Consider the following 20,617-nt stretch of genomic DNA (forward strand, 5'->3'; position numbering starts at 1 on the left):
ATTGGTTCCATTATGCAGCTGGCACGTACCGAACAACAGATCGCGATCCCGACCAGCTGGTCGGCACTGCCCATGGGGGACTGGGTGGCTGCCGAGCTTCAGGAGAGGCTCGACAACTGGTGCCCCCATCTGTTTGGCTATCACCTGCTGAAAATTGGCGCCCTGAGCGCCGAGCTCTCCTGCGGTTGTTCCACCATTCGTCACCAGATCGGGGTCGCCCCCGGCGGGCGGCTGCTGGATATCCTGGGTGATCCGCTCGCCCTGCCGGTGCGCTCCGGCAGCGTGGATGCCTGTCTGCTCGCCCACTGCCTCGACTTCTCGCCGGATCCCCATCAGGTGCTGCGCGAAGCCGAGCGGGTGCTGACCGACGATGGCTGGCTCATCGTCAGCGGTTACAACCCCCTCAGTCTGGTGGGGATTGGCCACTACCTGCCTTTCATGCGGCGCCATCTGCCCTGGTCCGCCCGCATGTTCACCCCCGCGCGGGTGACCGACTGGCTGCAACTGCTCGGGTGCGAGGTGATGTTTGACGAACGGTTCGGCTTCTCCTTCATGGGCAGGCAGAGCCGGATAGGCTGGTGGCGGGAGAGCCTGGGACGGGACTATTGCCGCTCCCTGGCGTCCGTCTACGTGATTGCCGCCCGCAAGCGGCGCTTCCCCGTCACCCCGGTGCGTCGCCGCTGGCGCCTGCCGGAGCCGATGGCGGCGCCGGGCATGGCGCGGCAGGGGGGCTAGCCTGCCTCAGGGCTGGTAGCCTTCGTCTTCGGCAAGCTGCTTGCCGCTGGCGGCTTCCCGGGCCAGCTCGTCGCAGCGTTCGTTCTCCGGGTGACCCGAGTGACCCTTGACCCAGAGCCATTCGATCTGGTGACGCGCCACTTCCGCATCCAGCGCCTGCCAGAGATCGACGTTCTTGACCGGCTGGCGGTTGGCGGTCATCCAGCCTTTCTTCTTCCAGCCGATGATCCACTGGGTGATGCCCTGACGCACATACTGGCTGTCTGTGGTGAGCCGCACCCGGCAGGGTTCGTTCAGGGTGCGCAGCCCCATGATGGCGGCCATCAGTTCCATCCGGTTGTTGGTAGTCAATCGGAAGCCAGCTGAGATCTCCTTGCGATGCTTGCCGTAGACCATGACGGCGCCGTAGCCGCCGGGCCCCGGGTTGCCGAGGCAGGAACCATCCGTGAATAAATCAATGTGTTTCAACATGAGTGATCAGTCTGTTTTAGCCAAAGGCTTGGGGTAAACTAGCGAGTAAAACCGAAGTTTGACATGGATTTGATCATGAGCACACCCCAACTGAACCGCCAGATCATTCTGGATACCGAAACCACCGGCATGAACACAGCGGGCGGTCCCGTCTACCTCGGGCACCGCATCGTCGAGATCGGCTGCGTGGAGGTGATCAACCGCAAACTGACCGGCAACCACTTCCACGTCTATATCAAGCCGGATCGGCTGGTGGACCCTGAAGCCGTCGCGGTACACGGCATCACGGATGCCTTCCTGGCCGACAAGCCCTCCTTCAGCCAGATAGCGGATGACTTCATCGAGTTCATCCGCGGTGCCGAGCTCATCGCCCACAACGCCCCCTTCGACGTGAGCTTCATGGACTATGAGTTCAGCAAGTTAGGCCTCGACTTCAAGACGGCGGATATCTGCGGCATCACGGATACCCTGGCGATGGCGCGGGATCTCTTCCCGGGCAAGCGCAACAACCTGGATGTGCTGTGCGATCGCTACGGCATCGACAACTCCCATCGCACCCTGCACGGCGCCTTGCTCGATGCGGAGATCCTGGCGGACGTCTACCTGCTGATGACGGGTGGCCAGACCAAGCTCAACCTGGCCAGCGAGAGCAACGAGAGCGACAGCAACCAGGACACCGGCATTCGCCGCCTGGAGGGCAACCGCGCGCCTCTCAGGGTGGTGCGGGCCAGCGAGGAGGTGGTGGCGACCCACGAGGCCAGGCTGGACCTGGTACAGAAGAAGGGAGGTGCCTGCCTGTGGCGGCAATGAGTTCGCTCTGGGGCGGCCTGTTGCTGCTGGCCTCCCTCTCGGCCTCGGCCAACGAGGTATTCGCACCCTCCGACATCCCCCTGCTCGACAACCGCTTTCGCATCGATTATGGCGTGAAGGAGATCACCTTCATCATCACCCGCAAGCCGGGTACCCCCTCGGTGATCCTGGTGCGGCCCGATGGCAGCAAGCTCTATGTGGGCAAGGTCAGGCCGCCGGAGGTGGGCTGGCTGGCTCTCAAGGATCAGGATCTCATCACGGTGCGCAACCCTATGCCGGGCCCCTGGCAGGCCATCGGTGAGGTGGACTCCGACAACCGGGTGCGCCTGCTCTCCGATATCCGGGTCGCAAGCGAGCCGCTGCCGGCCCGCCTCTATCAGGGGGAGCGGGTCAAGCTGCAATCCCGGCTGCTGATCGACGGTGCGTCGCCGGGGGCCGGCTACTACCTCTCGGATCTCGGCATGACGGTGAAGCTGCAGCAATTCAACGATGCGGCCCAGCGCGGGGAGCCCATATTCGAGGAGACGCTCGGCCATTATCTGGACGATGGCAAGGGGCTTGACGAGGTGCCGGGAGACGGCGTGCTGACCGCCGAGGCCGTGCTGGACGTGCCGGCAGGCAAGTATCGCGCCCTCTACAGCACGGGCAACGAGGTGTTCTCCCGCGCCGAGTCACAGCAGGTGCTGCTCTATCCTTTGCCGGTGAGCTACACCCTGGCTGCCCCCTCGGGTGATGCGGGGGCCAGGCTGTCGCTGGTCATCGATGGGGAGGAGCTGGATCCGGCCTCAGTGGTGATCCAGGGCAAGGCCAGCGACGGCACCGGGCGCAGCCTGGACTTCAGCGAGGTGGCGAAGGAGCCTAGCTTCGGCGTCGATCTCTCCGCCCTCAAGGGGGCGGGCCAGTATCAGGTGGAGGCCACCCTGTTCGCCACGACCCGGCTCGGCCGTGAAGTGCGGCTGCAGCTGCCGGTCAAGTCGTTCACCATCATGCCGCCACCGGCCCCCGTTCCCTCGGCGGCTCCGGCCACCTCGGCGGCCAAGCCGGCCAAGGCCAAGTTTGAGGAGCGTGAGAGTCCTGTCTGGCTGCCCTGGGCCCTGGGGGGCGGGGGTGTGCTGCTGCTCTTGCTGGGGGCGGGCGGCTTCATCCTGCTGCAGAAGCGCCGCACCCTGCGCAAGGCGATGGCAGCGCAGAAGGCGCAGCACGCCGAGGTCGCCCCGGCGCCCAAGCTGGATCTCAATCTGCCGGAGCAATAGCCCCAGTGCATTGCGAAGAAGCCGCCCGATGGGCGGCTTCTTCATGATGGCGAGGTGGCGGCGCGGGGAACACAAAGATATCAGTGGGCGCCGATATAGATGTCCTTGTACTGCTCGCGGATGTCGAGGAACTTCTCCAGATTGGCCAGCATCAGATCCACCAGATGGGGATCGAAGTGCTCACCCTTCTCCTCCTTGATCAGCGCCAGCACCTGTTCCAGCGGCCAGGCCCGTTTGTAGCAGCGATCCGAGCCCAGGGCATCGAACACGTCCGCCAGGGCGACGATGCGCCCCTCCAGCGGGATGGCGTCACCCTTGAGCCCGCGGGGGTAGCCGGTGCCGTTCCACTTCTCGTGATGGTTGCCGGCGATGGTGGCACCTATCTGGAACAGCGCCAGATCACTGCCGGAGAGCATGTCCTGCCCCAGCTGGGCATGGGTCTTCATGATCTCCCACTCCTCCGGGGTGAGCTTGCCCGGCTTGTGCAGGATGGCGTCCGGGATCCCCACCTTGCCGATGTCGTGCAGGGGGGAGGCGCGCTTGATGAGTTCACACCTCTCCTCGTTCATGCCGAGCAACTGGCAGAACAGCTCGGTGTAGAGGGCCACCCGCTTGACGTGCAGGCCGGACTCCTTGGAGCGGCTCTCCACCAGCTCGCCGATGCGGTAGATGATCTCGCGCTGGTTGTCGCCGATCACCTCGTTGAGCCGGATGTTCTCCAGCGCCACTATGATGTTCTCGGTGAACAGGCTCAGCAGGCCGGTGTCCATCTGGCTGAGAGGACGGGTGGTCTCGATGTGGAACAGCAGGTGGTGACGGGGGTTCTGGCAATAGAGCACCATCTGGTTGCCGTCGTAGACATTGGCCCCCCTGGTCATGGCGTGGCGCAGTATGGCCGGGGCATCGGAGAGCAGCAGGGCCGGGCCGTCGCTGAGCAGGGGCTCCAGTACCTGATCCCGCACCTCGTAGGCCAGGTGCTTCACGTCGTAGATCTGGGACTCTTCCAGGTTGAGCAGGGCGCTGAGCTGGGTCTGCGCCCCCTCGACGAACTGGCGCAGGGCGCGCTGCTCGAAGATCCCCTTGGAGGCTTCGATGACCTTCTCCAGTCCCTGGCGATTGCTCTCCAGGGTGCGGATGTCCCGGTAGGAGCGCAGGCTGGCGCGCAGCAGGGTGCGCAGCTTCTGGGAGGTGAGCTCGGTCTTGTCCTTGTAGTCGTTGATGTCGTAGTTGGTGACGACGTCATCTTCCGGGGCCTGACCGGGCTGGCCGGTTCGCAGCACGATGCGAACCATCTTGTTTTGCAGCTCGTCGCGGACGAACTTGACCACCTCGAGACCGGCGTGGTCGGCTTCCATGACGACGTCGAGCAGCAGCAGGGCGACATCCGGCGTGATGGCGAGCAGCGCCTTGGCCTCGGCGGCGGAATAGGCGTGCAGGAAATCAATGGGTTTGCCGTCGAACTCGAACTTGTTCAGGGTGATCTTGGTGATGCGGTGAACTTCGGGTTCGTCGTCCACTATCATCACCTTCCAGCCGGCGGGGCGCTCTGCTGATGTGGGAAGATCGTCATCGTCAATAATCAGGATTTGATCATCCATTACGCAATCCTGTGTGTGATCCTGTGCTTACCTTAACCGCTTCATTCAAGATAAGAAACGGCTAGATATCCAAAATATGATCCCGCCGGTTTATCTCCCTTCTCCGGTCTCAATCGGGCAGAGCGCACCATGAAAAACGCCTCCCGGAGGGAGGCGTGTTGACATGCAGGGGATCAGGCAGCCCTGTGATAGGCAGAAGCCTCAAACAGCGCCTTGTTGGCCACCAGATCGACGGGGTCGAAGTCATCGACGTTGATGGTGCGCAGGCGACTCTCTTCGGCGCGGCGCAACAGCTCGGCCTCGGTCGGGTTGATGACCCCGAGCGCCAGACCGGCCTCCGCCACCTTGTCGAGCTGGGTGAAGGGACGCTTGCTGCCTTCGGCCTTGCATACCTTGTCAAACAGCGGCTCGGCGGCCAGCACGTCGTCGAGAGCCTGTTCCAGCAGACCGAAGGGGTTGCCCTCCTCGCGGGTGAGGTACTGGCCTTCGGCCAGGCGGCTGCGGGTCGCGCTCGGCGCCTGCAGCAGACGGGCCACCTGGCTGTCGAGCTTGTCGGAGGGACGCTTCAGGTCGCGACCCAGCGGCAGCACGACGGCGCGCAGGGCCAGCCCAATCCAGCGATTCGGGAAGTTGCGCAGCAGCTCGTCGATCGCTTCCTGGGCCTTGAACAGGGCATCTTGCAGCGCCCAGTGCAGCAGCGGCAGGTCGGCCTGCTGGCGTCCCTCGTCCTGATAGCGCTTGAGGGCGCTGGAGGCCAGATAGAGCTGGCTCAGCACGTCCCCGAGGCGGGCGGAGACCCGCTCCTTGCGCTTGAGCTCGCCACCCAGGGTGCCCATCGCCATGTCGGAGAGGAACGCCAGGTTGGCGGAGAGGCGGGAGAGCTGCTGGTAGTAGCCCTTGGTCTGATCCTTGTAAGGGGAGGCGGCGAAGCGGGCGCCGGTCAACCCCAGCCAGAAGCTGCGCACCAGGTTGCTGATGGCGAAGCCCACGTGGCTGAATACCGCCTTGTCGAAGTCCTTGAGGGCCTGCTCCTTGTCCGGGTGGCTGGCGGCCAGCATCTCGGGCAACACATAGGGGTGGCAGCGGATGGCCCCCTGGCCGTAGATGATCATGCTGCGGGTCAGGATGTTGGCCCCCTCGACGGTGACCGCGATGGGGGCGCCCTGATAGCCGCGGGCCAGGTAGTTGTTGGGGCCCATGCAGATGGCCTTGCCGCCGTGGATGTCCATGGCGTCGATGATGCACTTCTGGGCGCGGTCGGTGAGGTGGTACTTGACGATGGCGGAGATGACAGAGGGCTTTTCACCCAGGTCGATGCCGGTCACCGTCAGCTTGGCGGCGGCGCCCATGATGTAGGCGTTGCCCCCCAGGCGGGCCAGCGGCTCTTCTATCCCTTCCATCTTGCCGATGGGCAGCTTGAACTGGCGACGGATGCGGCTGTAGGCACCGGTGGCCAGGGCCAGCATCTTGACGCCGCCCGTGCTGTTGGAGGGCAGGGTGATGCCGCGACCGACCGAGAGGCACTCCACCAGCATGCGCCAGCCCTGACCGGCCATGGCCGGACCGCCGATGATGAAGTCGAGCGGCACGAACACCTCCTTGCCGCGGGTCGGGCCGTTCTGGAACGGCACGTTGAGGGGGAAGTGGCGGCGGCCGATCTCGACGCCCTTGATGTGGGTCGGAATGAGGGCGCAGGTGATGCCGAGCTCTTCTTCCTCACCCAACAGGTGGTCCGGGTCACGCAGCTTGAAGGCGAGGCCCAGCACGGTGGCGATGGGGGCGAGGGTGATGTAGCGCTTGTTCCAGGTCAGGCGCATGCCGAGCACCTCTTCCCCTTCCCACTCGCCCTTGCAGACGATGCCGAAGTCGGGGATGGAGCCGGCGTCCGAGCCCGCTTCCGGGCTGGTCAGGGCGAAGCAGGGGATCTCCTTGCCTATGGCCAGGCGGGGCAGGTAGTGGTCTTTCTGCTCCTCGGTGCCGTAGTGCTGCAGCAGTTCCCCCGGGCCCAGGGAGTTGGGCACGCCGACGGTGGAAGCCAGCACGGCGCTGGCGCCACACAGCTTCTGCAGCACGCAGGACTGGGCGTAGGCGGAGAACTCCAGGCCCCCGTATTTCTTCTTGATGATCATGGCGAAGAACTTGTTGTCCTTCAGGTACTGCCATACCTCGGGGGAGAGATCGGCCCGCTCGTGGGTCACCTCCCAGTCGTTGACCATGCGGCACACTTCTTCCACCGGGCCGTCCATGAAGGCCTGCTCTTCGGCTGACAGCGTGCTTACCGGAATGGCGTGCAGCTTCTTCCAGTCCGGATTGCCGGCAAACAGATCCGCTTCCCACCAGGTCGTCCCCGCCTCGATGGCTTCCTTCTCGGTACGGGACATCTCCGGCATGATGGACTTGTAGATCTTGAACAGGGGTTTGGTCAGCTGGTTGCGGCGAAACTCCACCAGGTTGAGGGGAATGGCGATTACGGCGAACAGCACCCACACCAGCAGGGGCACATGGCCATAGAGGGCGCCGGCGACCAGGGCGGCGGCCGTGGCAAGCGTGGCGGTGAACAGGGACGCCCGGCGGTAGGCCATGGCGCCGATCACCAGGATCACCCCGAACAGAGTGAGGGTCGTCGTCATTTTTCGCTCCTTGCATGAATTGCCGAAGTTGGGAAACTGGGGTTAACTGATCCAGAGGTCTGACCTGTTGGATGTGGCCCTGTTGTAATTCATACGCACAAACTTATCAAGCTGTTTACAAGCTTGTTACCTTGGTGCTGTGATCGGTATAACGGGTCATACGCCGCATCTTGGCGGGCGGGGGGCGACGATTGGGCTGGCTTGTGCGACAATGCGGCCACCCTATGTTGGACGACGAGATCTCAAAGACCATGTACCAAGAACTGATCCGCAACGAGTTGACCGAAGCTGCCAGCGTGCTCCAGGCGTTCCTGGCAGACGAGCAAAATCTGAAGAACATCGAAGCGGCGGCCAAGCTGCTCGCCGACTCCTTCAAGGAGGAAGGCAAGGTGCTCTCCTGTGGCAACGGCGGCTCTCACTGCGACGCCATGCACTTCGCCGAGGAGCTGACCGGCCGCTATCGCGAGAACCGCCCCGGTTACGCCGGCATCGCCATCTCCGACCCGAGCCACCTCTCCTGCGTCTCCAACGACTTTGGCTATGACCATGTGTTCTCCCGCTATGTGGAAGCGGTCGGCCGCCGTGGCGACGTGCTGCTCGGCATCTCCACCAGCGGTAACTCCGGCAACATCCTCAAGGCCATCGAGGCGGCCCGTGCCAAGGGCATGAAGGTGATCGCCCTGACCGGCAAGGATGGCGGCAAGATGGCGGGTCTGGCGGACGTCGAGATCCGGGTGCCGCACTTCGGCTACGCCGACCGCATCCAGGAAGTGCACATCAAGGTGATCCACATCCTGATCCAGCTGGTCGAGAAAGAGATGGCGAAATAGTCAGACGGGGATGGCGAGACGCCGCGGCGTCTCGCCTAAGAGGATTCCCCGATTGAAGCAGAAAGAATCAAGTATTTCAGGGGGTTGACGGGATATGTGCGAACTGCTCGGCATGAGCGCCAATGTGCCGACCGACATCTGCTTCAGCTTTACCGGGCTGATGCTGAGGGGCGGCAAGACGGGCCCTCACAAGGATGGCTGGGGGATCACCTTCTACGAGGGGCGAGGCTTTCGCACCTTCAAGGATCCCGAGCCCAGTGCCCAGTCCCCCATCGCCAAGCTGGTGCAGGCGTTGCCCATCAAGAGCCGCGCCGTGGTCAGCCACATCCGGCAGGCCAACCGGGGCTGCGTGTCGCTGGAGAACACCCACCCCTTCACCCGCGAGCTGTGGGGACGCTACTGGACCTTTGCCCACAACGGCCAGCTGACCGGTTACAAGAAGCTGCCGACCGGGCGTCATCGTCCGGTGGGCGACACCGACAGCGAGCACGCCTTCTGCTGGCTGCTCGACAGGCTGGAGCACAAATACCCCAAGCGCCCGGCGAATTTCCCCGCGATGTTCCGCTACCTCGCGACCCTGTGCGACGAACTGCGCGGGCTCGGGGTGTTCAACATGCTGCTGTCGGACGGGGAGTTCGTGATGACCTATTGCAGCAACAACCTCTACTGGCTGACGCGCAGGGCGCCCTTTGGCGAGGCCCGCCTGCTGGATGAGGACGTGGCCATCGACTTTCAGAGCGAAACCACCCCGAACGACGTGGTGACCCTGGTCGCCACCCGGCCGCTCACCGGCAATGAGAGCTGGGTGAAGATGGTGCCAGGGGAGTTCTGCCTGTTCCGGCTGGGGGAGCTGGAGTATGGCAATAACGCCGTACTGCCGAGCCAGACATAAAAAAATACCAGGGTAGAATCCTACCCTGGTTCTTCGCAGCAGCCATACAGGCAAAAAGGGATGAGAGAGGTGTTGCTGAGCCGCATCATTCTCATGGGTTGCATTGTTACGTCATTGTTAATTTTGTGACAACATTTATCTCTGATCCCGCGAGCGTGTCGTACCGAGAGTTTGATGGCGCTCACATTATGGCCCAACCACTGCGGTCTGCCCGTGGTGGAAGGGTGGATGACAGCGGGTGTCCCAATCGGCTATATTGTGGTCTGTTTGAATACCATCATAGGGAAGAGAAGATGGAGTGGCTGGATCAGAAGGTGCTGCGGCAACTGGCAGATGACATAGGTCACGAGATGATGCCCGTGGTCATCTCGGTGTTCGTCGAAGAGGTGGGGGAGCAGCTGGCCCAGCTGAGGCCTCTCTATGAACGGCGGGACTGGTCCGCACTGGCCCGCCTCGCCCACAGCATGAAATCCTCTTGTGGCAGCTATGGTGCCGAGCCCAGCTATCGGCAGGTCATGGCCCTTGAACTCGCCTGCCGGAGGGAAGACGCCCAGGAGGCTGGCCGACTGCTGGCCGAGCTGGAGCACTCCCTGCCCCAGGTCTTCTCCCACCTGTCCCAGTTTCACTGAGCCCCGGCGGCTCAGCCCGCCTTGTCATGCTCGATGTGCCAGTTGAGGATGACGCCATCCAGCGCCTGCCTGAGCTTGATGCGATCGTGGCGATGGGGCAGGGCGGCCTCACCCAGGTTGGCCTGGACGAGGCAAGGCTGCAGCTCGGGGCATCCCTGACCTTCGGGGGCCAGAATGGCATCGATCCGGCCCTTGCCTATCAGCTCTTCCAGCCAGCGATGCTGGTCCAGCAGCGTCAACTGACCCGCTGGTCCCGTCTCGGCCACCAGATTGCTGATGAAGACGACGATGGCACTGCTGCCGCGGATCGCCTCGGCGAGGTCGCGCAGCAGCAGAGGGGGCATGACGGAGGTGAGGAAGCTGCCCGGCCCCAGAATGATCATGTCGGCCTGGCTCAGGGCCAGGGCGGCCTCGCGGGTGGCCGGCACGACCGGATTCAGGCTCAGGGCCCGTGGCGGCGTGGTGAGCTGATCGATGGAGACTTCCCCCAGGATCTGGTCACCGCAGAGGGTGTGGGCGCAGAGATCCGTGGGCTGTTCTGACATGGGCAGCAGCTTCGGCTCGATTTCCAGCATGTCGCTGATGAGTCGGATGGCATCCAGGGGGCGGACACAGAGGTTGTCGAGGGCCAGCAGCATCAGGTTGCCGAGGTTGTGGCCCGCCAGCTCGCCGCGGCCGGTGAAGCGGTGCTCGAACAGCTGGCTGCCGATGCTGGGGGTGGTCACCAGCTGGTTGAGGCAGTTGCGCAGATCGCCCCAGGCGATGCACTCCTGGCTCTTGCGTAGCCGCCCGGTGGAGCCGCCGTCGTCTGTGGTGGTGACTATGCCCGTCAGCCGGGACCCCAAAAATGAAAGGGAGGAGAGCACGCGGCCCAGGCCGTGCCCACCGCCGATGGCGACGACCCGGTCGAAGTCATTGATATTGTTCTGCCACATGCAGTGATCCCGTGGGGGGCCAGTGAGCACCATTCTAGTCTCCGTGGCCAGGTAATTGTTTGATAAGGGTATGATTTTTGCTTGATGCCAGCATCCCATACCTCTAGGAGACGGTGTTGAACTTCCTGACGGCTCACTCTCTTGCCGAGACGACCCCGCTGGCCGCCCAACAGATAGCAGAGCGGTTGCTCGCTCAATCACCCCATTTCCCGTCGCTGTTGCTGGTCTATTTTACCCAAGCACACGATGCCGCGGTACTGCGTCATGCGCTCAAGGCCCGTTTTCCCGACACCCGGCTCATCGGTTGCAGCTCCTGCGGCGGCATCCTGACCCAGACCGGCCACCATGGCCGAAGGGGTTGGAGCCTTGCGGTCGCCGCCCTCTACGATGACAAAGGCGCCTACGGCGTGGCCGGCCAGCTGGGCGATGAGCCGGATGTTCGGGCATTGCTGCGCCGCGCCATCGCCGACGGCGGACGCCCTGGCGAGCTGCCCCAGCTGGTCTTGCTGCATGCCAGCCCGGGGTTGGAGGAGGCCATGCTGGCGGGCATCGACGCCGAGTTTGGCGCGACCGTTCCCGTCGTCGGCGGGTCGGCGGCGGACGACGGTGTCACCGGCGCATGGCAGCTGTGCTGGGACGAGGGGGAGGGGGGCCAGGGCTGCGTGCTGGCGGTGCTCTACCCCGACTGCCAGTTGGCCTTCCAGTTTCACTCAGGCTATGTGCCCACCGAGCGTCAGGGCATCATCACCGGGCTAGAGGGGCGCGAGGTGCTGACCATAGACCATGAACCGGCGGCCCGGGTCTATGGCCGCTGGACCGAGCGTGCGGCTCCCTGGCCGGTGGGCCCCATCCTCAGGGAGACGACGCTCTCCCCGCTGGCTCGCCAGGTCGGCATGCTCGACGAGATCCCCTACTACAAGCTCTCGCACCCCGAGGCGGTGACGGCGCGGGAGGGGCTGCGCCTCTTCACCGAAACCCGGTTGGGGGAGCGCCTGCAACTCATGTACAGCAGCCAGGAGGGGCTGTTGCAGCGCAGTCTGAACGCGGTGCGCATCGAGCCGGAGTACGGCATGGCGGGCAATGTGCAGCCCCTTGGCGCCCTGGTAGTGTTCTGTGCCGGTTGCCGTCTGGCGCTGGGGGAGAGGCTGGGCGACGTGGTGGCGCAATTCGGCCAGAGGCTGGGGGACATCCCCTTCATCACGCCGTTTACCTTCGGCGAGCAGGGGCGATTGCCCCACGGTGAGCTGGCTCATGGCAACCTCATGGTCTCGAGCGTAATCTTCCTCGAGAGCTGACAGCATGCTGGATTCAAGATGATAGGCAATAGCGAACTGGAAACCCTGGGCGACAAGCTGCAAACCACGCTGGTGGAGCTGATGCGCTGCCGGGAGCGGGAGGCCAGATACCGCGAGGAGTCTCAAGCCCTGCTGTGCGGGGTGGCGACCCTGGCCGAGGCCCAGAGCCTCGAGCAGGTACTGGAGAGCCTCATCCTTGCGCTCAAGCCCTTCATCGGATTCGAACAGGCGGACGTGATCGCCTGGGAGGCCGCGTGCGGCACCACCCATCTCAGCACCCAGCCGGAAGAGGTCGGCCGCACCTGGTCGCTGACCCCGCTCTTCTCCCGGGCCATCGATGGCGACACTCTGGTCATCTACGATCCCGCCCAGTTGCCTGAGCTGGCCCCCCTGGCGGGGCTGGCGGGCTGGGCCAGCGTCATGATGACGGGCCTGCAGGGGCCGGGGTTCTCCGGCGTGCTCATCTGCCGGCACGGCTCCGCGGGCACCTTCGATCTCAAGAGCAAGGCGGCGATGCAGCGTTGCCGCCCCCTCATCTCCCAAGCGCTGGTGAACATCGCCTATCGGGCCCGACTGCAGGAGCAGGTGGATCTCAAGACCCTCGCCCTGCAGGCCAGCGAGCAGCGTTTTCGCAGTTTCGCCGCCATGGCCTCCGACTGGTTCTGGGAGACGGATCCCCTGCACAGGCTCAGCTATGTCTCCGCCCCCGGTTATCAGGGGGAGGTGCTGGCCGGTCAGGCCGGGCGCAGCCTCTACGATTTTGCCTACGACAAGCGGGATCCCGCCTGGTGCAACTACCGGCGTCTGATCGCCCGTCATCTGCCGGTTCGGGGGATCCGTGCCCAGGTGCAACTGGCAGGCGGCCCCTGCTGGATGGAGATCAATGCCGAGCCCTGCCACGATGCCCAAGGCACCTTCATCGGTTATCGGGGCACGGCGCGGGACATAGGCAGCCAGATCCGCCGGGAGCAGGAGCTGGCGCGGGCGCGGGACGATGCCGAGACGGCCAACCGTGCCAAGTCCCAATTCCTGGCCATGATGACCCACGAGATCCGCTCCCCCATGAACGCGGTGCTGGGGATGCTGGATCTGCTGCAGCACGGGCGACTCGATCCCCCTCAGCAGGCCCTGATCGGCCATGCCACCCACTCGGCTCATCTGCTGCAGACCATCATCGACGATGTGCTCGACTTCTCGAAGATAGAGTCGCACACCCTGGCGCTGCACTGCGAACCCTTCCAGCCCGCCGAGCTGTGCCGGGCGCTGGTGGCACCTCTGCAGGCACAGGCCGGTGCCAAGGGCATCAGGCTGCACTGGCACCTGGACGAGGCGGTGCCGGCGCAGCTGCAGGGGGATGCGGTGCGCCTCTCCCAGGTGATCGGCAACCTGCTCGGGAATGCGGTGAAGTTTACCGCCGTCGGCAGCGTGCGGCTTGCGCTGGCGTGGCAGGACGACAGGCTCAGGGTGTCGGTCAGCGACACCGGGATCGGCATCTCCCCCGAGGATCAGGTGCTGCTGTTCGAGCCCTTCTATCAGGTCGACAGCTCGGCCACCCGCCGTTTCTCCGGCTCAGGGCTTGGACTCGCCATCTGCAGGCGGCTGGTGCAGTTGATGGGCGGTGACATTCGCGTGCAGAGTACGCCGGGGCAGGGCAGCTGCTTCTGGTTCGAGTTGCCCGGGATGGCCACCCCCTGTGCCCCGGTGGCGGATCCCGCAGGCGAGGGCGGGATCATGCCGGCACTGGATGTGCTGGTGGTGGAGGACAGCCCGGTCAATCAGCTGGTGGTGTCGCTCATGCTGGAAAAACTGGCGTGCAGGGTGAGGCTGGCGGGCAACGGGCTGGAGGCGCTGGCACGGGTCGGCGAGCGGCGACCGGATCTCATCCTGATGGACATGAGGATGCCGCAGATGGATGGGCTGGAGGCGACGCGCCGCCTGCGCGACATGGGGTGCGAGGTGCCCATAGTCGCCCTGACGGCCAATGCGATGATGGAGGACAGGGCCCGCTGTCTGGCCCAGGGCATGGACGATTTTCTGGCCAAGCCCATCAGCCTCGCGCGACTGCGCACTTGCCTGCTCCGCCATTGCAGGAACCGTTGAGCCGATTCTGGGCAAAAAAAATGGTCAACCTGGTGGTTGACCAATTCTTCAGCAAATACTGAAGAGAGCACGGGATAAATCGGGTTGTACGGTCTTACATGAAAAAGTCGTGCCAACTTTTCATAACCTGTTATTTGCGGCTGGTAGCGGAGTTATGTGTTGTTTATCGCCACCGGCGATTGCAAATTGCGAATTCACCCTTCTCATTGTAAGAATTTTCGGTCAGGATATTCGCGTTTTGCAAATCGCAATTTGACTCACTCTCTGACTCACTGTGCGATCAGCCGGCGCAGAAACTGGCGCGCCGCTTCACTGTTCTGTTTGGCAATCAACATCTGTTTTTCATAGATCGGCATGGGCAGGATCTCGAGCCAGCGCTGGCAGAGCCAGGCCGCGTCGTCGAACTGCTTGTCCGGGTAAAGTTCATCCAGTTCCGGATACTGTTCAAATACCTCCCTCAATCTGCTCACCAGCTGCTTGTCGCTGAAGTCTGAGTGGGTGCTCGGCCAGTTGGGCAGCATTTCGACCTGGGCGTGGCGCAAGCCAGAGTCATCGGTTTCCATCTCATGGATGCAAAAACGTTCCAGACCGAGCACGGTCACTCCGAGCAGGCCATCGTTGAGGGTATAGAAGTCCGTCACCTTGACCCGGGTACCGACCGGCAGGATCCGCCCGCAGGTGCCCGTGCTGGTCGCCTCCTCCATGACGATGCCAAAGCCCCGATCCTCGATGAAGGACGCCTTGAGCATCTGGAGGTGGCGTGGCTCGAACAACCGCAGGGGCAGTTTTCCGCCTGGCAGTATGTGAGAAGGCAAGGGGAACAGTGCCAGTTGTTGAAGTTTCATGTTCCATCCTCCGATAAGTTGCGTCTGAATATGACAATGCAGTGACCGTGCCAGAGGAGGGGGGCTGGCGGGCAATGCGGAGAGAATGAGGAAGGCGTTGGAAAATATCCATTTAAAATCAATCTATTGAAATATCCTCTGACGAGGATGGCGAGAATGGCATGAGGGGGATTCAGGTGAGGTTGCAGGGGCTCGAACATGGCCCGTCTGCAGAATGAGGCGGTTTTCGCATATTGCAAATAGCGATCACGCAAAATGCCTGTTTAAAGACCCGTCCAGATACCTTGCGTGGTCGATGAACAGTGGCCTGGATCAGGCGATGGATTCGGAGTGCTGGCTCAAGCCTTCCTGCATCAGGGCGGCGATCTCGTCATACATCTGTGACCAGGCGTCGGCCAGCTCAGGAGTGAAGTTGCTTCCCAGGCGGCGCGCCAGCACCAGGGTCAGCGCCTGCTTCAGGAGGGCGAACTGGTGTGGCTGCACGTTGAATTTCTGATGCCGTCTGCCGAGATCCCGGATGATGAAGCCCAGGGCATCCAGCTGATCCAGGCTGGTGATGACGGTATTCAGGGTGTCGGAGACCTTGGCGACGGGCAGATCGGGGTGCTGGGGGAAGAGGGCCTGCAATTCCGGCGACAGCCGGAACAACTCCTCATATACCTCCTGAACATAGGTGTTGCTCAGGGCGGTCACCTTGCCCCAGGCCCGCTGTACCAGTTCAATCTGTCCGGAAGTCATGGGGTCTCTCCTCAGTGCGCTGTGCCATGCCCAGAAGATAATAATTCATTTGCTCAATAAGGTGCAGCGCAGTCGTGCCGCCAGGGGCGGGCGAGGAGGGGCCAGCAAGGGCGCACTGGGCTGCCTTGCTGGCTCGGGACGGAGAATCAGTTGCGCTGCTCCAGGTACATGACCGCCGCCTCCACGCGGCTCTGGGCTTCCAGCTTCTTGAGCAGGCTCTTGACGTGTACCTTGACGGTGCCTTCCGAGATGTGGAGCACGGAGGCCACCTGCTTGTTGGAGAGCCCCTTGGCAATTTCGCGCATGATCTGCATCTCGCGGCGGGTCAGGCTCTCCAGCTTCTGTTGCAGGTGATCCAGCTCGTAGATGTTCTCGAGGTAGGGGCGCAGCGGCTCACTCAGGATCTGCTTGCCGGTCATGACATCCGCCAGCTGGGCCAGCAGCATGTCGGGCTCGGTGTCCTTGAGCAGATAGCCGTCGGCGCCGGCCTTGAGCAGGGCCACCACGTCCTGGCGGGCATCGGAGACGGTCAGGATCACCACGCGGGAGGTGATCTCCTCGGCCCGCAGCGCCTTCAGGGTATCGAGTCCCGACAGGCCCTTCATGTTGAGATCGAGCAGGATGAGGTCCGGTTCGGACTCCTTGGCCATGGCCACGGCATCGGTGCCGTTGGACGCCTCGCCGACCACGTCGATGTTATCTTCCAATTCCAGCAGTTGCACAATTCCCTTGCGCATCAGGGGGTGATCATCTACGACCAGAACACTGTATTTCATCTCGTCCATCAGGCATCTCTTGTTAGGCTGGTGGGAAAGGTCAGGTGTACGCGGGTGCCCCCGGAAGGCGGCTCACTGATGGTCAGCTGGCCGTGCAATTTGCTGGCGCGTTCATTCATGATGCTGAGACCGTAGTGATTGACCGCCGAGTTTGCGCCCCTTATTCCGACACCGTCGTCTGCAATCTGAACCTGGATGTTACCATCAGCCAGGGTCTCACAGCTAACGTCAATGCGCCGGGCATTGGCATGCTTGATGGCATTGAGCACTGCCTCACGGATCAGCTGCAGGATGTGAATGTGCTGTCCCGCCTCGAGATCGGTATCCGTCAGTCCGTACTGGAGCCCGATCTCGGCCCGGGTCTGGGGCTTGAGCTGTTCCAGCATGACGCCGATGGCTTCACCCAGGTTGGCGTCGCCGATGCTCAGGCGGAAGGTGCCGAGCAGTTCGCGCAATTGGGTGTAGGCGTTGCCGAGCCCCTCGTCGATCTGCTGCATGGCCGCTTCGGCCTTGACGGTATCCCCCTTGGCAAAGGAGCGCTTGAGCAGGGTGGACTGGATCTTCAGGTAGGAGAGCGCCTGGGCAAGGGAGTCGTGCAGCTCCCTGGCTATGACGGCCCGCTCCTCCATCAGCAGCAGGCGCTGGTGTTGCAGCAGGGTCTGATCCTTGTGCAGCACCTGGGCCAGCAACATGGAGAAGTTCTTCATCAGCCGCTCGTCGACGGGATGGTCGCTTATCATGTCGAGCCGACCGTACTCCTCCTCGTCCATCTGCAGGTAGAAGCTCACCACGGCCTCGAGATCGCCGGGCCACCCCTTGCGCCCCGTGATGTAGACCGGCATGGCATTGTGCTCGAAGCGGGTCAGCCGGATGTAGTCGATGTGCTGGTGGGCGGCAGCCCGCTCCAGCAGTTTTTGCAGGGTGCGGCGGCTGAGCGGCGCCGCGTGCAGTTTCTGGGCGGTGGAATAGAGGAAGGAGAGGGTGTCGTTGGCCTGTTGCAGCTTGGCGGTCTTCTCCTCCACCTTGCTCTCCAGCTCCCGGTAGAGCTTGCCGAGTTCCGCGGCCATGGTGGCAAACGCCCCCGACAGCTCCCCCAGTTCGTTTTCACAGTGGGGGGGCAGGGTCAGATCGAACTCCTGGCGCTGGATCTGGCGGGCGCAATAGACCAGCTGATTGAGCGGTGCCACCACCTGCTGGCGCGTGAAGCGCACCGTGCACCAGGCGATGGTGATGATGGCGAGCAGGCCGAGTCCCTCGGCCAGGGCCAGCATGCGCACCTTGAACTCCACGTGGTACTGCATCTGGTTGACGAAGTCGTCGATGGCGGCGACGAACTGCTCCGTGTTGTCGGTGTAGCGGCTGGGGGTGGCGTTCTCGATGTGCTCGCGCATCCTCTGCCATTGCAGCAGCACCTCGCCGTAGGTGCGGCGCAGGGAGGCGGGCGTGATCCAGCGCTGGGTCTCCTGCAGCTCGGGGGCATTGAGGGTCTGCTCGAACTGGGCGAGCCGGCCGAGCACGACCTGATCCTTCTCGATTTCATAGGCCATCCGGTAGGCCTGCATGCGCAATGAGCCCGACAGGTTGATGGCTTTGGCGTCCGGCACCGAATAGAAGAGGGTGACCATGGCCACCAGGGCGATCAGGCTGGCCATGAACAGGATCAGCACCATGGCGCGACCGATGGCGCTGCTGACCGACTGCACTCTGAACCATTTTCCCATGCCGACTGGCTCCCCTTACACCGATGAAGACCCCACAAAGTAGCATGGGAGTGTACTCCAAGTTGTGCTAGCATCGAAAAACTAGATGAACTCCGAGCGGTTTTGCCTAAGTCATTGAGATAGGGGGAGATCGCCGTCAGCCGATGTTCGAGCTGAAAGGGTCAGGAAAGAAATGCCCTGGCCTCCCGTATTTGGAAAGGTGTTTATGTTGCCACTTGAAGATGGTTTTTCCCGTCGCTTTTACTATTTGCGCCTGTCGGTCACCGACGTGTGCAATTTTCGTTGTACCTACTGCCTGCCGGACGGCTATCGCCCCTCGGAGGCGCGCAAGTCCTTTCTCTCCCTGGAGGAGATCCGCCGCGTCGTCTCCGGCTTTGCCGCCATGGGGACGCGCAAGGTGCGTCTGACCGGTGGCGAGCCCTCCCTGCGCCGCGACTTCACCGCCATCATAGAGACGGTCGCCAGTACGCCCGGCATCGAGAAGGTGGCCATGACCACCAACGGCTACCGCCTGAAGGAGCGGGCCCGGGAGTGGTTCGATGCGGGGCTGACCGCCCTCAACGTCAGCGTCGACAGCCTGGATCCCCGCCAGTTTCACCAGATCACCGGCGAGAACAAGCTGGCGGAGGTGATGGCGGGCATAGACGCTGCCCTGGCCGTCGGCTTCAAGTCGGTCAAGATCAATGCGGTCTTGCTCAAGGGGCTCAACGACCACCAGCTGGATGCCTTCCTGGCCTGGATCCGGGACAAACCCATCGAGCTGCGATTCATCGAGCTGATGCAGACCGGCGAGATGGACACCCTGTTTCGCGACCGCCACACCAGCGGGGATCTCATCAAGCAGCGCTTGCTGGAGACGGGCTGGGTACAGCAGCTGCGCGGCCCGGACGACGGCCCCGCCCAGGTGTTTATGCATCCTGAGTCAATGGGGGGAGTGGGGCTCATCATGCCCTACAGCAAGGACTTCTGCGCCGGCTGCAACCGGCTGCGGGTCTCCTCCGTGGGCAAGCTGCACCTGTGTCTCTTTGGTGACAACGGGGTGGAGTTGCGGGATCTGCTGACGGCCGACGACCAGCAGGAGGCGCTGCAGTGGCGGATCCGCCAGGCGCTGACCGGCAAGGCCGCCACCCACCGCCTGCACGACGGCAATGCGGGCATGACCCCCCACCTGGCCTCCATCGGCGGCTGACCCCGATCGCCAGGCCCAAATGGCCAGCGATTAATTAGCAATCCTCACATAGGGGTAATTTGCCTTGCCCCTGTCTTGCCTAATTGCGCCAAGGGTTTGATCCAGCGCAAGAATCCCCCCTGTTTATCCCCCAGGTGGTATATCACTGGACTTGTGAGAGTCGCAATATACACCCACGCTTATAATTGGTATTAAAAATGCCAGTCACGGGATCCGCGCAGGGGGTCTCCCCCTGTGAAGAGGAGTCGATATGGCCGATGGGATCAATCTGTCACGCCGCGGCCTGTTTCGAGGACGCCTGAGTACTCCCAAGCCCGGGGTACAACTGCCCTGGTCCGTCTCCTGGGACGAGTTCGTGGCCGACTGCACCCGCTGCGGCGACTGTCTGGCCGCTTGTCCGGAGCAGATCCTGGTGAAGGGGGACGGCGGCTTTCCCACGGTCGACTTTCTGCGTGGCGAATGCACCTTCTGCGCCGAGTGCGTCGACGTCTGCCAGGCGCCGGTGTTCCGACCGACGACCCAGACACCCTGGGAGTATGTGGCTCATATCGAGGCCGGTTGCCTGGCCAGTGCCCAGGTCTTCTGCCAGCGTTGCCAGGACAGCTGCGAGCAGCAGGCCATCCGTTTTTCCCCCCAGCTGGGGCGAGTGCCGACCCCCAGCGTCCATACCGAGTCGTGCAACGGCTGCGGTGCCTGCGTGGCGGATTGCCCGGTCGGCAGTATCAGGATGGGTCTCCCTCACGACGGGGGACCGAGATGACACAAGAGACGAGCCAGTTGGAAAGCAGCGAGATGAAGCGAGAAGAGTTCCACGTATCCAGCCTGGTGGTGCTGGCCCAGCCCTCCCGGCGTCACCAGCTTGCCGAGGAGATCGCGACCCTGGAGGGGGCCGAGATCCACGCCGTCAGCGAGGAGGGCAAGCTGGTGGTCACCCTGGAGGGGCCGAGCCAGCGTCCCATCATGGCGGCCATCGATGCCATCAATGGGATGCAGGGGGTGCTCTCTGCCTCCCTCATCTACCACCAGTTCGATGAAGCCGACGCCGAGGGCAGGGAATAGAGAGCCAGGAGGCCGGGGCTGCAAGGTTCACGAGGCCGATGAAAGCAATAAAAGCGCCATGGAGCTGAGCCAGCGCGGCTCGTCACAATGGCTGTCATTGATGTGATTAAG

The 20,617-nt window shown here is 63.1% G+C and carries 19 protein-coding genes and 1 riboswitch; of the genes, 11 read left to right on the forward strand and 8 right to left on the reverse strand.

What is annotated here, in order from left to right:
• Positions 1-12 precede the first annotated feature (12 nt).
• Complete coding sequence (locus BN1132_RS10530; protein WP_042077377.1) at positions 13-735, forward strand: methyltransferase domain-containing protein; 723 nt, start codon at positions 13-15, stop codon at positions 733-735.
• 6 nt (positions 736-741) lie between these two features.
• Here the strand turns inward: BN1132_RS10530 and rnhA are convergent, their stop codons facing one another.
• A complete protein-coding gene (gene rnhA / locus BN1132_RS10535) occupies positions 742-1,206 on the reverse strand; it encodes a ribonuclease HI (RefSeq protein ID WP_042077379.1) in 465 nt (154 codons plus the stop codon).
• 75 nt (positions 1,207-1,281) lie between these two features.
• Between rnhA and dnaQ the strand changes: the two genes are divergently transcribed.
• Together dnaQ and BN1132_RS10545 are read left to right on the forward strand one after the other, a co-directional pair.
• A complete protein-coding gene (gene dnaQ, locus BN1132_RS10540) occupies positions 1,282-2,016 on the forward strand; it encodes a DNA polymerase III subunit epsilon (RefSeq protein ID WP_042077381.1) in 735 nt (244 codons plus the stop codon).
• On the forward strand, positions 2,013-3,269 hold the full coding sequence (locus BN1132_RS10545; protein WP_042077382.1) for a TIGR03503 family protein: 1,257 nt from the start codon (positions 2,013-2,015) through the stop codon (positions 3,267-3,269). Before dnaQ ends, BN1132_RS10545 begins: the two co-directional genes overlap by 4 nt.
• Positions 3,270-3,349: 80 nt before the next feature.
• Here BN1132_RS10545 and BN1132_RS10550 read toward each other — a convergent pair whose 3' ends face one another.
• Complete coding sequence (locus BN1132_RS10550; RefSeq protein ID WP_042077383.1) at positions 3,350-4,867, reverse strand: HD domain-containing phosphohydrolase; 1,518 nt, start codon at positions 4,865-4,867, stop codon at positions 3,350-3,352.
• A gap of 173 nt (positions 4,868-5,040) precedes the next feature.
• Positions 5,041-7,497 carry an acyl-CoA dehydrogenase FadE gene (gene fadE, locus BN1132_RS10555; protein WP_042077384.1) on the reverse strand — a complete coding sequence of 819 codons (2,457 nt, stop codon included), beginning with the start codon at positions 7,495-7,497 and terminating at the stop codon, positions 5,041-5,043.
• A gap of 251 nt (positions 7,498-7,748) precedes the next feature.
• Between fadE and lpcA the strand changes: the two genes are divergently transcribed.
• From lpcA to BN1132_RS10570, 3 genes are all read left to right on the forward strand, one after another.
• On the forward strand, positions 7,749-8,327 hold the full coding sequence (lpcA, locus tag BN1132_RS10560; protein ID WP_042077458.1) for a D-sedoheptulose 7-phosphate isomerase: 579 nt from the start codon (positions 7,749-7,751) through the stop codon (positions 8,325-8,327).
• 94 nt (positions 8,328-8,421) lie between these two features.
• Positions 8,422-9,219, forward strand: a complete 798-nt coding sequence (locus tag BN1132_RS10565) for a class II glutamine amidotransferase (protein ID WP_042077386.1) — start codon at positions 8,422-8,424, stop codon at positions 9,217-9,219.
• 293 nt (positions 9,220-9,512) lie between these two features.
• Complete coding sequence (locus BN1132_RS10570) at positions 9,513-9,848, forward strand: Hpt domain-containing protein (protein ID WP_042077387.1); 336 nt, start codon at positions 9,513-9,515, stop codon at positions 9,846-9,848.
• 11 nt (positions 9,849-9,859) lie between these two features.
• On the opposite strand, the gene BN1132_RS10575 is transcribed toward BN1132_RS10570, so the two are convergent.
• Positions 9,860-10,783, reverse strand: coding sequence for a gluconeogenesis factor YvcK family protein (locus BN1132_RS10575; protein ID WP_042077388.1), 924 nt, complete (start codon positions 10,781-10,783; stop codon positions 9,860-9,862).
• A 116-nt stretch (positions 10,784-10,899) separates the two neighbouring features.
• On the opposite strand from BN1132_RS10575, the gene BN1132_RS10580 reads away from it, so the two are divergent.
• Both BN1132_RS10580 and BN1132_RS10585 read left to right on the forward strand, forming a co-directional pair.
• Positions 10,900-12,078: an FIST signal transduction protein gene (locus BN1132_RS10580; RefSeq protein WP_042077389.1), complete on the forward strand. Its 1,179-nt coding sequence runs from the start codon at positions 10,900-10,902 to the stop codon at positions 12,076-12,078.
• An 18-nt stretch (positions 12,079-12,096) separates the two neighbouring features.
• Positions 12,097-14,178 (forward strand): PAS domain-containing hybrid sensor histidine kinase/response regulator, encoded by a 2,082-nt coding sequence (locus BN1132_RS10585; protein WP_042077391.1) that lies wholly within the window; start codon positions 12,097-12,099, stop codon positions 14,176-14,178.
• Between the two features lie 269 nt (positions 14,179-14,447).
• On the opposite strand, the gene BN1132_RS10590 is transcribed toward BN1132_RS10585, so the two are convergent.
• From BN1132_RS10590 to narQ, 4 genes are all read right to left on the reverse strand, one after another.
• Positions 14,448-15,023 carry an LON peptidase substrate-binding domain-containing protein gene (locus tag BN1132_RS10590; RefSeq protein ID WP_042077392.1) on the reverse strand — a complete coding sequence of 192 codons (576 nt, stop codon included), beginning with the start codon at positions 15,021-15,023 and terminating at the stop codon, positions 14,448-14,450.
• A gap of 312 nt (positions 15,024-15,335) precedes the next feature.
• Positions 15,336-15,761: a globin domain-containing protein gene (locus tag BN1132_RS10595; protein ID WP_042077394.1), complete on the reverse strand. Its 426-nt coding sequence runs from the start codon at positions 15,759-15,761 to the stop codon at positions 15,336-15,338.
• 146 nt (positions 15,762-15,907) lie between these two features.
• The gene (narL, locus tag BN1132_RS10600; RefSeq protein ID WP_041212731.1) at positions 15,908-16,546 is read right to left on the reverse strand and encodes a two-component system response regulator NarL; all 639 of its coding nucleotides are present in this window, start codon (positions 16,544-16,546) and stop codon (positions 15,908-15,910) included.
• Positions 16,546-18,258, reverse strand: a complete 1,713-nt coding sequence (gene narQ, locus BN1132_RS10605) for a nitrate/nitrite two-component system sensor histidine kinase NarQ (RefSeq protein ID WP_042077396.1) — start codon at positions 18,256-18,258, stop codon at positions 16,546-16,548. The genes narL and narQ overlap by 1 nt, the downstream gene beginning before the upstream one ends.
• A gap of 78 nt (positions 18,259-18,336) precedes the next feature.
• Positions 18,337-18,476: riboswitch (molybdenum cofactor riboswitch) on the forward strand.
• Here narQ and moaA point away from each other — a divergent pair.
• The 3 genes from moaA to BN1132_RS10620 all read left to right on the forward strand — a co-directional run bounded on the left by moaA (position 18,464) and on the right by BN1132_RS10620 (position 20,506).
• Positions 18,464-19,447 carry a GTP 3',8-cyclase MoaA gene (moaA, locus tag BN1132_RS10610; RefSeq protein ID WP_042077398.1) on the forward strand — a complete coding sequence of 328 codons (984 nt, stop codon included), beginning with the start codon at positions 18,464-18,466 and terminating at the stop codon, positions 19,445-19,447. It overlaps the preceding riboswitch by 13 nt.
• A gap of 250 nt (positions 19,448-19,697) precedes the next feature.
• Positions 19,698-20,207 (forward strand): ferredoxin-type protein NapF, encoded by a 510-nt coding sequence (gene napF, locus BN1132_RS10615; RefSeq protein ID WP_042077400.1) that lies wholly within the window; start codon positions 19,698-19,700, stop codon positions 20,205-20,207.
• Positions 20,204-20,506 (forward strand): chaperone NapD, encoded by a 303-nt coding sequence (locus BN1132_RS10620; protein WP_042077401.1) that lies wholly within the window; start codon positions 20,204-20,206, stop codon positions 20,504-20,506. Before napF ends, BN1132_RS10620 begins: the two co-directional genes overlap by 4 nt.
• The last annotated feature ends 111 nt before the right edge of the window (positions 20,507-20,617 follow it).

Origin of the sequence: Aeromonas sanarellii (assembly GCF_000820085.1) — a bacterium.
In the GTDB taxonomy this organism is placed as follows: Bacteria; Pseudomonadota; Gammaproteobacteria; order Enterobacterales; family Aeromonadaceae; genus Aeromonas; species Aeromonas sanarellii.